Source organism: Kitasatospora sp. NPDC004531, from assembly GCF_053602195.1.
This window is the reverse complement of the sequence record NZ_JBSGDD010000136.1, coordinates 1-12,253: the sequence shown is the minus strand read 5'-3', so window position 1 is coordinate 12,253 and position 12,253 is coordinate 1. Positions and strand designations below refer to the sequence as shown.

Sequence of the window (12,253 nt, the reverse complement as noted above, 5' to 3'; positions counted from 1 at the left end):
GGGGCGGCGGCGAAGTGCTTCGCGTCGGACGTGGCGATGGAGATCACCACGGACGCGGTGCAGTTGCTGGGCGGGTACGGCTACACGCGGGACTATCCGGTGGAGCGGATGATGCGGGACGCGAAGATCACGCAGATCTACGAGGGCACCAACCAGGTCCAGCGCATCGTCATGGCCCGCAACCTGCCGTAGCTCTTTCCGGTTGTTCAGGCACCCGCCCGCCGGGTCGCTTCCACGTGCAGGTCCTTGCCCGTGGCGCGATCCGGCCGGCGGGTGCCTTCCGTTTCGCGCAGTTCCCCGCGCCCCCGGTGGTGCTCTCCTCGGTTTCGCACCCCTACTTGCCGGGCCGGGGCGCCGGCCCAGATCTCGTTGGCCCCCGTGGAACGCGTGAGCACCGCGTTCGCCCCGATGATCGTCCCGGCCCCCACCGTCAGCACGCCCGACTTGCAGACGATCTTCGCGCCGGCGCAGACCACCACCCCGTCCTCCAGCACCACCCGTCGCATCGCGGACTCCTCCTGCGGCACCCAGGGATCCGCCCGCCCGATGGTGACGCCGTTGTAGAGGGTGACGTTCGCGCCGAGGGTGGTGTACGGGTGCAGGACGGTGCCGAAGCCGCGGTGGTAGACCAGCAGGCCGGGGCCGATCTCGGCGGCGGCGGGGACCTCCACGCCGTACAGGGCGAGCGCTTCCTGGACGAGCCGGCCGAACAGCCGGCTTCGGCGGCGGTAGATGAGCGAGGTCACCAGAGACATGGCCGGATTCTCCCGTCCGCCGCCCCGACGGGCCGTCAACGACGCGCGGGCGAACGGGAGTTCGACGATCCGCTACTTCACGTCGGGCACGGCCGTGTCGTTCTTCATCGCGTCGAACACGGCCTTCGACTTCGCCGGGTCCCACTTGACGGCGGACTCGCCGGTGGGGGTGCGGTAGTCGGGGTTGCCGATCGGGACGGTGATGGTCTTGCCGCCGCCCGCGGTGACGCCCTTCATGGCGAGGAACATCGAGCCGAGGTCGGTGAGTCCGGCGTCGTCGTCGACGATCAGGGTGTCGAGGCCGGCGGAGGCCAGCGGGTAGAAGGTGAACGGGTTGAGCAGCGTCGAGGGGGAGGCCGCCTGCTTGGCGAGGGCGCCGAGGAACTTCTGCTGGTTGCGCATCCGGCCGAGGTCCTGGTCGGCCATCTGGTGGCGCTGGCGGACGAAGGCGAGGGCCTGCTTGCCGCTGAGGGTCTGGGTGCCGGCCTTCAGGTCGAGGCCGGAGTCCTTGTCCTTGATCGGCTGGTCGATGGTCATCTCGACGCCGCCGACGGCGTCCACCAGGCCGACGAACCCGGCGAAGCCGATCTCCGCGTAGTGGTCGATGCGCAGGCCGGTGTTGGTCTCGACGGTCTGCACCAGGAGCCGTCCGCCGCCCGCGGCGAACGAGGCGTTGATCTTGTGGGTGGCGGCGGCGACGGTCTTGCCGCTGCCGGAGGTGTCCTGGTGGGCGGGTATCTGCACCCAGGAGTCGCGCGGGATCGACATCAGGGTGTTCCCGTTGTCGCCGATGTGCAGGATCATCATCGAGTCGCTGCGCTTGCCCTCGGCGGAGCCGGTGTGGAGGTTGTCCTCGTCGGCGTCGGTGAGGCCCTCGCGGCTGTCGGAGCCGACGATCAGCCAGTTGGTGCCCTTTCCGGCCGCCGGGCGGCCGGCGTAGTCGGCGAGCACGTTGTCGTGGCGGAGCTTGCCGTCCGCCCAGAAGTAGGTGCCGATGCCGGTGGCGAGCAGCGCCGCGACCAGACCGAGCGCCGTGTATCCGATGATCTTCTTGCGCGAGCGGCGCGGCCGCGCGGGCTGCGGGCCGTCGCCGGCCGGGGGCGGCCCGGGCTCGGACGGCTGCTGTCCGTACGGCGGTCGGCCGCCGTAGGGGGGTTGGCCGCCGCCCTGGTGCGGCGGCACCGCGGGGCGGGAGAGCGGGACGCCCGTGCCGCGCGGATTGAGGTTCGCCGGCAGCGGCGGCTCGGCCGCTGCCCCGCCCCGGCCGCGTGCCGCGTCGTCCTGCCCGTATGCGCCGCCCCCCGGGCGCTCCTGCCACGTGTTCATGGGGGAAGGATGCCCGAACGCGGGGCCGTGTGGTGATCGTCCGGGTCGGCGGAGGCTCCTTGTGGCCGTTTTGATGCAGGGCCCGGACGCCCCGGTGCGGTGTTCACCACCCGGGCACGGCCTTGACCCGGAAAAACGGCGCGTGTTTGCATGGCGGCATGGAGCAGCGGAAGGTCCTCACCCGTCGGCGGCACGTCGACCACGGTCGGGTGTCCTGCTCGCTGTGTCGCGGCTGAGTCCTCGCCGCGCACTCACCCTCACCGCGAGCCCCCGTGCCCGAGCGCACGCCCTCGCCGTCCCCGTTCCCTTTTCCGGCCGCCCCTGCCCGCGGCCGTTCGCACCGAGGTGACTCCATGGCTGTGATCCTGTCCGTCTCCGGCTCCCCGTCCGCGACCTCCCGCACCACCCGGCTGCTGCGCCACGTCGACCGCCGGCTGGTCTCGCACGGCCACCGGGTGACCGCGCTGGACGTCCGTACGCTGCCCGCCGAGGCCCTGCTGGCCGCCGACACCGCCGACCCGGCGATAGCCCGCGCCGCCGAGCTGTTCGAGCGGGCGGACGGCGTGGTGATCGGGACGCCGGTGTACAAGGCCGCCTACTCGGGGCTGCTGAAGGCGCTGCTCGACCTGCTCCCGCAGTACGCGCTGCGCGGCAAGACGGTGCTGCCGCTGGCCACCGGCGGCTCCACCGCGCACGTGCTGGCCGTGGACTACGCGCTGCGCCCGGTGCTGAACTCGATGGGCGCCGCGCACATCACCCAGGGCTGGTTCGTGCTGGACCGGCACATCGGCGTCCGCGAGGACGGCGGCACCGAACTGGAGCGCGAGACCGAGGCGCTGCTGACCCCGGTGGTGGACGCGTTCTCCACCGCGCTGCTGCCCCGCGCGGAACTCGCCGCCACCGCCTGATCGTTCGTCCTCCACCGGGCTCCGGGACCCTTACCCCGAGCGGCGCCGACCCCTAGGGGAGCGGCCCCGGGCCCCGGAGCGCTACCCCGTGACACCGGTCGTCCCGGTGGAGGACGACCGGCGGCGGCGCGGACGGGAGGCTTGGGGCAACGGGTCGGAACCCACCTCAAGGAGCACCGCAGTGACCACGGCACCGAGCGCCGCGCACCTCACACTCGCACCCGGCCAGGGCGAAGCCGCCGCCCGGGCCCGGCAGGTCACCAAGGCGTACGGCTCGGGGGAGACCCGGGTGACGGCGCTCGACGCGGTCGACGTGGACATCGAGCGCGGCCGGTTCACCGCGATCATGGGCCCGTCCGGCTCCGGCAAGTCGACCCTGATGCACTGCCTGGCGGGCCTGGACACCGTCTCGCAGGGGCGGATCTGGATCGGCGACACCGAGGTCACCGGCCTCAAGGACAAGCAGCTGACCAAGCTGCGCCGGGACCGGATCGGGTTCGTCTTCCAGGCGTTCAACCTGCTTCCGACGCTGAGCGCGCTGGAGAACATCACGCTGCCGATGGACATCGCCGGCCGCAAGCCCGACCGGGCGTGGCTGGAGCAGGTGATCGAGACCGTCGGCCTGTCCGGGCGGCTCAAGCACCGCCCGGGCCAGCTGTCCGGCGGCCAGCAGCAGCGCGTCGCGGTGGCCCGGGCGCTGGCCGCCCGGCCCGAGATCATCTTCGGCGACGAGCCCACCGGCAACCTGGACTCCCGCTCCGGCGCGGAGGTGCTCGGCTTCCTGCGCCGCTCGGTGGACGAACTCGGCCAGTCCATCGTGATGGTGACGCACGACCCGGTGGCCGCCGGCCACGCGGACCGGGTGCTGTTCCTCGCCGACGGCGTGATCGTCGACGAGATGCACAACCCGACCGCCGACTCCGTGCTGACCCGCATGCGCCGTTTCGACGGCAAGCGCACCAGCTGAGCCGGGGCCGCGACGATGCTGCTCAAGACCTCGCTGCGGAGCTTCCTCGCGCACAAGTGGCGCCTGGTGCTCTCCCTGCTGGCCGTCGTGCTCTCGGTCGCCTTCGTGGCCGGCACGCTGGTCTTCTACAACACCGCCACCACCACCTTCGACCGGCTGTTCGCCGCCACCGCCTCCGACCTGTCGGTGAGCCGGGCGCAGGACGAACGCGCCGCCGACGGCCCCGGACCGATCTCCACCGTCCCCGTCGCCACCCAGGGCAGGCTCGCCGCCGAACCGGGCGTCAAGGCCGCCGTCGGCCAGGTCATGGTCGCCACCGCGACCCTGGTCGACCCGGCCACCAACAAGGTGGTCGGACCGACCTCCGGCGCCCCCACCCTGACCGGCAACTGGACGGACACCCCGCGCACCTCGCTGGACATCACCTCCGGCCACCGGCCGCAGGGCGCCGACCAGTTGGTGCTGGACGCCGACACCGCGAAGAAGTCCGGCCTCGGCCTGGGCAGCCGGATCCGGGTGATCACCGAGGGCGGCAACCACGACTTCACCGTCGCCGGCATCGCCACCTTCCGGACCACCAACCCCGGTGCGGCGCTGGCCTTCCTGGACACCCCGACCGCCCAGCAGGTCCTGCTCGGCGCCGAGGCGTACACCTCCGTCGAACTGTTCGGCGACGGCAGCCTCGACAACGACCGGCTGAAGACCGCCGCGCTGGCCGACCTCGGCAGCGGCTTCCAGGCGAAGACCGCCGCCGAGCAGCAGAAGGAGAACTCCGCGGACGTCGGCTCGTTCCTGCAGTTCATGAAGTGGGCGATGCTCGGCTTCGCCTTCCTGTCCGCCGCCGTCGGCATCTTCCTGATCGTCAACACCTTCTCGATGCTGGTCGCCCAGCGCACCCGCGAGATCGGCCTGCTGCGCGCCATCGGCGGCAGCCGCTCGCAGGTCAACCGCTCGGTGCTGACCGAGGGCCTGATCCTCGGCCTGATCGGCTCCACCATCGGCATCGGCGCGGGCCTCGGCCTCGCCGTCGGCATGATCCAGCTGATGCGGGCGACCGGGATGAACCTGGACGCCTCCTCGCTGCAGGTCACCTGGGCCGTCCCGGTGGTCGGGTACGCCGTCGGCCTGCCCGTCACCCTGTTCGCCGCGTTCTTCCCGGCCCGCCGCGCCGCCCGGATCACCCCGATGGCCGCGCTGCTCGACCACGCCGCGCCCGCCGAGCCCCGCGCCAACCGGATCCGCGCCGCGATCGGCCTGCTGGTCACCGGCGCCGGCGCCGCCGCGCTGGTGCTCGCCGCCGGCTCGCCCGGCTCCACCGGCGGCCTGCTGCTCGGCCTCGGCGTCCTGGCCACCCTGAGCGGCTCCGTGGTGCTCGGCCCGCTGCTGGTCTCCGTCCTGGTCCGGCTGCTCGGTGGAGTGCTGCCCGCGCTGTTCGGCCCGGCCGGGCGGCTCGCCCAGCGCAACGTGGTCCGCAACCCGCGGCGCACCGGCTCCACCGCCGCCGCGCTGATGATCGGCCTGGCCGTGGTGATCGGCGCCTCGGTGGTCACCTCCTCGATGGTCGGCTCGGTGAACGCCCAGATCGACCGGACCGTCGGCGCCGACTACGTCGTCGAGGGCCGCGGCAGCCTCAACCCCGCCATGGTCGAGGCCGCCCGCACCACCAAGGGCATCGACCACCTGTCCGTGCAGCTGCGCGTCCCCGGCGAACTCGTCCTTCCCAACGGCGCCACCGTCCGGGGCCGGCTGATCGCCGCCGACACCAACTTCACCCGCGACTTCCGCCTGCCGGTCGCCTCCGGCAACGCCGAAGCGGTGTTCACCGGCGGCATCTCGATCGGCCAGGACTTCGCCGACGAGCAGCACCTCGCGGTCGGCGACCCGATCACGGTCGACTACGGCGAGGGCCGCACCCAGACCCTGCCGGTCGCCGCCGTCCTCAAGGCCGGCAACCAGTTCTTCGACCACCGCTTCTTCACCGGCACCGAGACCGTCGCCAAGGCGCTGAACGGCCGGCTCCCCGCGCCCGAGGTGCTGTTCGGCACCGCGGCGGCCGGCGCCGACAGGGCCGCCGTGCTCGCCGGCCTGCAGAAGTCGCTGGCCGACTACCCGCAGCTGACGGTCAAGGACCAGGCCGGCTACAAGGAGATGGTCAAGTCCCAGTTCGACCAGCTGCTCGGCATGGTCTACGGCCTGCTCGGCCTGACGATCGTGGTCGCCGTCCTCGGCGTGGTCAACACGCTGGCGCTGTCGGTGGTCGAACGCACCCGGGAGATCGGCCTGCTGCGCGCCATCGGCCTGTCGCGCCGCCAACTGCGCCGCACCGTCCGCCTGGAGTCGGTGGTGATCGCCCTGTTCGGCGCCCTCCTCGGCACCGCGCTCGGCCTTGGCTGGGGCGTCACCGCCCGCTCCGTCCTCTCCGAGCAGGGCCTGAGCGTGCTGACCGTCCCCACCGGCACCGTCGCCACCGTCCTGATCGGCTCCGTCCTGGTCGGCCTGGTCGCCGCCCTCGTCCCGGCCTTCCGCGCCGCGCGGATGAACGTCCTGACCGCCATCGCCACCGACTGACCGCCCGCCGCACGGCCACGCGCCCGCCCGGAGCAACCGCCCCGGGCGGGCCTTGTCGGCTTCGAACCCCTGCCCGAGGCGGCCACGTCCCGGCTTGCGAGAATCCCCGCATGTCGCCGTACCCCGAGCCCCCGCTGCCCGTCGCGCCCGCGTTGAGCCTGGCCGCCGCCGACCAGTGGCGGGCCGCTCGGGTCTGGCGGCGGCTGGAGAGCCGCTGGCCGGCGCTGCTGCCGGTGGCGACGGTGCTGCTGGCGATCGCGCTCGACCGGACGCCGGAGCGGTGCGACGGATGGCGCTCGTGCACCGTGCCCTACGCGGAGAGCGCCGCGCCCGCGCTGCTGCTGGTGGAGTTCCTGGTGCTGTGGCTGCGCCCGCGCGGCAGCGCCGCCGTACCGGCCGTGGTCGGCCCGCTGCTGTGGTTCCTGCCGAACGCGCTGCCCGGCCCCTGGCTGCCGACCGTTGCCTGCGCGGCGCACCTCGCGCTGGCCGCCGCGCTGTACCGGGTGGCCGTCGGCCGCCGCCGCGCCCGCGCCCAACTGGACACGCTGATGGGCCCGCCGGTGCCGCTCCCCTGGACGCTGCTGGGCGCCGAGCCCCCGCTCGACCCGCCGCCGGCGCCCCGGGTGCGGCAGGCGCTGGCCGCCCTGCTCGGCGCGGGCGCGCTGACACTGCTGGTGGTCGGCGTGCAGCGGACCGAGGCCGACACCCTCCGCGCGGCCGGCGCCGACCAGGTGCGCGCCACCGTCCGCACCGTCCACCCGGACGGCGACGGCGCCACCGTCGGCTACCGGCTGCCGCACGAACTCCACGACCTCACCGCCGAGGTGGGCGGCGAACGCCGCGTCGGCGAACAGGTCCCGCTGCTGGTCGACGGCACCGGCTGGTCCCGGGCCGCCGACGAGTGGCAGGACTCCACGCCCTGGTGGCTCGGCGTCGGCGCGGCCGGCGCCTGCGCCGCCCTGCTCGCCCTCTCCGCCCACCGCACCACCCGCGAACGCCGCCACGACGGCGACGGCGCGCCCGCCCTGCGGATCCGGGTCCGTACCGACGAGGACGGCGACCAGGTGGTGCTGCCGCTGGACGGCGGCGACCGCGAAGCCGGCCTGTGGCGGCTGCGCACCGTCGGCGGCGACGCCTTCTACGCGCCCGCGGACGACGAGGGCCCGGCCGAGTGGCTGCCGTGGTCCGCCCGCGAGGAGGACGACGAGGACGACGACGCCGACGAGAACGCCACCCTCGCCGAGGCCGCCGCGAAGGTCGAACAGGCCGCCGCCCCCGTCGAGGCCCTGCTCTACCAGGGCCCCGACGGCGGCCGCCGCCAACTCGTGGTGCGCCGCTCCCCGCACGCCCCGTACGAGTGGACGGCCCAGCCCGTCGCCGCCCGCGCCCTGCCGCCCCGGCTGCGCCGCCTGCGCCACGACCGGGTCCCGCTCCAGGACGACGTGCTGGTGAAGGCCGCGGCCGCCCGCGACCTGGAGCACGACCTCGCCGAACAGCCCGAGGGCCGCCCGGAGCCCGCCCGGGTCTTCGGCCTGCCCGCCGCCGTGCGCCACGCCGCCGCCCCCGTCGCGGCCGTGCTGATCGGCACCGTGATGCACTTCGTCGCCGAGGACGGCGGAGTGGTCGACGGCCTGATCCGCCCGGTGCTGATCGGCGGGGTGGCCCTGGTCGGCCTGGTCAACGCGTTCACCTGGCAGGTCGCGGTCGACCGCGACGGCGTCAACTGCAGCGGCGCGCTGCGGCTGCGCCGGGCCGGCTGGCGACAGATCACCGCGGCGGCGGTCCACCGCGGCCGCTTCACGCTGCGCGGCGGCGGGGCCAGGGAGTTCGGCTTCCCCACGCTCCCGGCCCGCCTGCTGCACCGCCACTTCGGCGGCCCGTACGACCCGCAGCAGGCCGCCCGCACCGTCACCGTGCTCGCCCACCGCCCGGAGCGCCGCCCGCTGACCGCGCTGCCCGCGCACGCGGTCGGCTCGGCGCTGCTGGTGAACCGCCTGACCGTCGCCGGGTACCTGCTGTGGGCGGTCGGCCAGTACTGCCTGCGCTGAGGACGCGTCAGGCCGGGCAGCTGATCTCGCTGCCGCTCGCCGCCCCGGCCACCGGGCCGCTCTCGGGGGAGTCCTGGGCGGCCGCGCCCTGGTAGTCGCCGCCCGCCACCACCTGGAAGGTCGGGCCCAGGTTCGGGACCTTGACCAGCTCGGCGTCCGGCAGCGCGGCGGCCAGCGTCTTCACCGACTCGTCCCAGCGCGGGTCGTAGCGGATCACCGTGCGGGCGGCGGCCGGGCCGTTGCCCGGCGCGTTGGACGGGGTGCCGGTGGTGGCGAACCCGGCCCTGCGCAGGTCCTCGTCCATCCGGTTGCCGAGGCCCTGGACGCCCGCGCCGTTCAGCACCTGCACCCGGATCTGGTCGGGAGGAACCGTTCCGGCAGCGGGCGCCTGCGCACTCGGTGCGGCCGCCGCCGGCGCGGGCCCGGTCAGCGGCTTCCCGGCGCGGACGGCGTCGAACAGCTCCTGCGCCCCCTGCTCGTCCCACAGCACGGTCGAGCCCCAGCCCGGCACCGGGTGGTCCACCGAGGACAGCGGCACCGTCGCGAAGTCCGCCTTCGACGCCGACAGGTCCTTCAACCGGCTTGCGAAATCCAGCAGTTCGGCATTGCCCAGGCCCTTGTCCACCTTCACCGACTTCAGCACGGTGTCCATCACCCCGGTCAGCTTCGCCGGGTTGAGCAGCGTCCCGCCGGAGGACGCCTGACGCAGCAGCTGCGCCACGAACTTCTGCTGACGGTGCATCCGCCCCAGGTCCGAGGAGCCGTCCACGTGCCGGGCCCGGACGTAGCGCAGCGCCCCCGCCCCGTCCAGCCGGCTGGTGCCGGCCGGCAGGTCGAGGCCCGAGTAGTCGTCCTGCAACGGCTTGGGCGTGCACACCTCGACGCCGCCGAGGGCGTCCACGGTGGAGACGAAGCCGAGGAAGTTCACCTCGACGTAGTGGTCGATCCGCAGCCCGGTGTTCTGCTCCACGGTGCGCACCGCCAGCGGCGCCCCGCCCATCCCGTACGCGGCGTTGATCTTGCCCTTGGACGCGGCCACCTGCTTGCCGGTGACCCGGTCCTGGTGCGCGGGGATGTCCACGTAGGAGTCGCGCGGCACCGAGACCACGGTGGCCCGGCCGCGGTCCGCCGCCAGCTGGACGATCATCATGGTGTCGGTGCAGTGGCAGGACTCGCCGCCCGCGTGCAGCACGTCCTTCAAGGTGGCCTCCGGGACGCCCTCCCGGTCGTCGGTGCCGACCACCAGGAAGGTCGCCGCCCCGTCGTCCGCCGGCCGGTCCGGGCCGCCGCCGATCGCGTCCACCCGCCCCAGCGAGGAGCCGACGCCGTTCAGCACCGCCCAGCCGCCGCACGAGGTGGCCAGCACCGAGAAGGAGAGCGCCCCCGCCGCCCACATCCCCCACCGCCGCCGGAGCGGCCGTCGCGTGTCGGACAGGCGGACGGGCGGGCGCTGAGCAGGCATCTTCCGGATGCTAGGGGCTGCGGCCGCCCGCGCCCCGGCGGCGCGCCGGGCCGGCGGGACCTCTCGCCGGGGACGGAACGCCGGACGGCGGCCGTCCCCGAGCGCTAGGGTCGCGCCATGACGAGCAGCGACCCCCGGATCGAGGCCACCGCCGACGTCGACCCGCGCGCGGTCGTCGGCCCGGGCAGCACCGTCTGGCACCTCGCCCAGGTCCGCGAGCACGCCGAGATCGGCGCCGAGTGCATCATCGGCCGCGGCGCCTACGTCGGGCCCGGGGTGAGGCTCGGCGACCGGGTCAAACTCCAGAACCACGCCCTGGTGTACGAGCCCGCGGTGCTGGAGGACGGCGTCTTCGTCGGCCCCGCGGCCGTCCTCACCAACGACCTGTACCCGCGCTCCGTCGACCCGGACGGCCGGCTCAAGCGCGGCGAGGACTGGCACGCCCGCGGCGTCACGCTCCGGCGGGGCTGCTCGATCGGCGGCCGGGCCGTGCTGGTGGCCGGCGTCACCGTCGGCCGCTGGGCGCTGGTCGCGGCCGGCGCCGTGGTGCACCGGGACGTCCCCGACTTCGCGCTGGTGGTCGGCGTGCCCGCCCGCCGGATCAAGTGGGTCGGCCGGGCCGGCGAGCCGCTGGAGCCCGCCGGCGAAGGCCGCTGGCGCTGCCCGCGCACCGGCGAGCGGTACACCGAGAACGGACCCGAAGCCCTCGTCCCGGACGACGAACTCCCGTCCTGACCGGGCTACTTGGCCTTCGAGGCACACACGTTGGTGTCGTCCGCCCGGACTCGCTGGAGATCCTTCGGGGCCGCCGTCGGAACGGCCGACGGCGTGCCCGTGCCGAGGTAGTCCGCGCCCAGCACCACCGTCACCCCGCCCGCCCGGCCGCCGGCCCGCACCGCCGTCGCGGGCAGGCCGAGCGCCGCGGCCACCGCCTGCGCCTCGTCCTCCCGACCCGGCGGGTAGGACACCGAACTGGCCTGCCGGGCATCCCCGGTGGCGCCGATGGCGGCCAGCGCGAACCCCTTCGCCCGCAGCGCCGACACCGCCCGCCCGGCCTGCCCGGACGCTCCGGTGCCGTTGCGGACCGTCACCCGCACCGCGTCCGCGTCCACCTCGGGCGGCTCCGGCGCGCTGCCCGACGGCGAGGGCGACGGGGCCTGCGGCTGCGGGCCGTCGGCCAGCGAACGGTCGGCGGCGATCATCGCGAACAGCTGCTGCGCGTCCCCGGGCTTGAGGACCAGCCGGTTGTTGTCCGTCGGGTCGTCCAGCACCGGCACCGTGGTGAAGGTGATGTTCCTGGTGTTCACCCGGGAGATGTCCAGCGCCAGGTCCTTCAGCCGGTTGACGTCGTTGATGGCGCTGTCCACGGTCAGCGCCTTGGTGGCGGCGTCCGCCAGGTTCCACAGCTTGGCCGGGCTGGTCAGGGTGTCGCTGCTCTTCATCTTGCGGATCATCGAGCTGATGAACTGCTGCTGGAGCGGAATGCGGGTCAGGTCGCCGCCCAGCCCCACGGCATGGCGGGTGCGGACGAACGCCAGCGCCTCCTCGCCCTGCACCAGGTGCCGCCCGGCCGTCATCCGCAGGTGCGAGTACGGGTCGTTGATCGCGGTGGCCGCGCACACCTCGACACCGCCGACCGCCGTGGAGAGCGACTTCACCGCCTGGAAGTCGACCATCATGAAGTGGTTGATCCGGACGCCGGTCAGCTTCTCCACGGTCTTCCAGGTGCAGCCCGGGTCCCGCCCGTCCTGCCCCAGGCTGGTGTTGAACATCGCCCGCGCCTCGCCCGGGATCCGCCGCCCGCCGGTCCGGCACTCCGGGACGGTCACCATCAGGTCGCGCGGGATCGACAGCACGGTGGCGTTGCTGCGGTCCTTGGAGATGTGGAACAGCAGCGTGGTGTCCGCGTGCCCGGTGGAGCCCTCGTCGCCGTACTCCCGGCCCAGGCCGACCCGGCTGTCGGTGCCGATCACCAGCAGGTTCAGCGCGTCGTTGGTGGCCTGCGGGCGCTCCGACTCGTCGCCGACCTGGACCTTCACCGAGGAGATGTTCCGATTGAAGTGCCGGTACGCGTAGAACGCGCCGCCGCAGCCCGCCACCAGCACCAGGCCCAGCGTGCCGGCCGCCCAGGTCAGCAGCCGCCGCCCGCGCACCACCCGTCCGCGCCGCCGCACCGCCCGCCCGCCGGCCGCCGCACTGGCGCCCGCCGCCACGCAGGC

At 74.3% G+C, this 12,253-nt stretch carries 10 protein-coding genes; 6 read left to right on the top strand and 4 right to left on the bottom strand.

The window, feature by feature from the left end; genetic code table 11:
* A partial coding sequence (locus ACWEMJ_RS31965) for an acyl-CoA dehydrogenase family protein (protein ID WP_452140633.1) occupies window positions 1–192 on the top strand: 192 nt, incomplete at its 5' end.
* Window positions 193–206: 14 nt separating this feature from the next.
* On the opposite strand, the gene ACWEMJ_RS31960 is transcribed toward ACWEMJ_RS31965, so the two are convergent.
* Both ACWEMJ_RS31960 and ACWEMJ_RS31955 read right to left on the bottom strand, forming a co-directional pair.
* On the bottom strand, window positions 207–755 hold the full coding sequence (locus ACWEMJ_RS31960) for a serine O-acetyltransferase (RefSeq protein ID WP_452140632.1): 549 nt from the start codon (window positions 753–755) through the stop codon (window positions 207–209).
* A gap of 72 nt (window positions 756–827) precedes the next feature.
* The gene (locus tag ACWEMJ_RS31955) at window positions 828–2,081 is read right to left on the bottom strand and encodes an LCP family protein (protein ID WP_452140631.1); all 1,254 of its coding nucleotides are present in this window, start codon (window positions 2,079–2,081) and stop codon (window positions 828–830) included.
* Between the two features lie 353 nt (window positions 2,082–2,434).
* On the opposite strand from ACWEMJ_RS31955, the gene ssuE reads away from it, so the two are divergent.
* From ssuE to ACWEMJ_RS31935, 4 genes are all read left to right on the top strand, one after another.
* Window positions 2,435–2,989: an NADPH-dependent FMN reductase gene (ssuE, locus tag ACWEMJ_RS31950; protein ID WP_452140630.1), complete on the top strand. Its 555-nt coding sequence runs from the start codon at window positions 2,435–2,437 to the stop codon at window positions 2,987–2,989.
* A gap of 181 nt (window positions 2,990–3,170) precedes the next feature.
* The gene (locus ACWEMJ_RS31945; RefSeq protein WP_452140629.1) at window positions 3,171–3,956 is read left to right on the top strand and encodes an ABC transporter ATP-binding protein; all 786 of its coding nucleotides are present in this window, start codon (window positions 3,171–3,173) and stop codon (window positions 3,954–3,956) included.
* Window positions 3,957–3,971: 15 nt separating this feature from the next.
* Window positions 3,972–6,524 carry an ABC transporter permease gene (locus tag ACWEMJ_RS31940; RefSeq protein WP_452140628.1) on the top strand — a complete coding sequence of 851 codons (2,553 nt, stop codon included), beginning with the start codon at window positions 3,972–3,974 and terminating at the stop codon, window positions 6,522–6,524.
* Between the two features lie 110 nt (window positions 6,525–6,634).
* Window positions 6,635–8,572, top strand: a complete 1,938-nt coding sequence (locus ACWEMJ_RS31935) for a hypothetical protein (protein ID WP_452140627.1) — start codon at window positions 6,635–6,637, stop codon at window positions 8,570–8,572.
* A gap of 7 nt (window positions 8,573–8,579) precedes the next feature.
* Here the strand turns inward: ACWEMJ_RS31935 and ACWEMJ_RS31930 are convergent, their stop codons facing one another.
* Entirely contained in the window at window positions 8,580–10,034 is a 1,455-nt protein-coding gene (locus ACWEMJ_RS31930) for an LCP family protein (protein WP_452140626.1), read from the bottom strand.
* 117 nt (window positions 10,035–10,151) lie between these two features.
* Between ACWEMJ_RS31930 and ACWEMJ_RS31925 the strand changes: the two genes are divergently transcribed.
* Complete coding sequence (locus ACWEMJ_RS31925; protein WP_452140625.1) at window positions 10,152–10,769, top strand: acyltransferase; 618 nt, start codon at window positions 10,152–10,154, stop codon at window positions 10,767–10,769.
* A gap of 5 nt (window positions 10,770–10,774) precedes the next feature.
* Here the strand turns inward: ACWEMJ_RS31925 and ACWEMJ_RS31920 are convergent.
* On the bottom strand, window positions 10,775–12,253 hold a 1,479-nt coding region (locus tag ACWEMJ_RS31920), incomplete at its 5' end, for an LCP family protein (protein ID WP_452140624.1).

Excerpts from the sequence above, each read along its gene's own strand:
- ACWEMJ_RS31935 (WP_452140627.1), top strand. The coding sequence starts at position 6,635 with ATGTCGCCGTACCCCGAGCCCCCGCTGCCCGTCGCGCCCGCGTTGAGC.
- ssuE (WP_452140630.1), top strand. The coding sequence starts at position 2,435 with ATGGCTGTGATCCTGTCCGTCTCCGGCTCCCCGTCCGCGACCTCCCGC.
- ACWEMJ_RS31940 (WP_452140628.1), top strand. The coding sequence starts at position 3,972 with ATGCTGCTCAAGACCTCGCTGCGGAGCTTCCTCGCGCACAAGTGGCGC.
- ACWEMJ_RS31955 (WP_452140631.1), bottom strand. The coding sequence starts at position 2,081 with ATGAACACGTGGCAGGAGCGCCCGGGGGGCGGCGCATACGGGCAGGAC.
- ACWEMJ_RS31960 (WP_452140632.1), bottom strand. The coding sequence starts at position 755 with ATGTCTCTGGTGACCTCGCTCATCTACCGCCGCCGAAGCCGGCTGTTC.
- ACWEMJ_RS31930 (WP_452140626.1), bottom strand. The coding sequence starts at position 10,034 with ATGCCTGCTCAGCGCCCGCCCGTCCGCCTGTCCGACACGCGACGGCCG.
- ACWEMJ_RS31925 (WP_452140625.1), top strand. The coding sequence starts at position 10,152 with ATGACGAGCAGCGACCCCCGGATCGAGGCCACCGCCGACGTCGACCCG.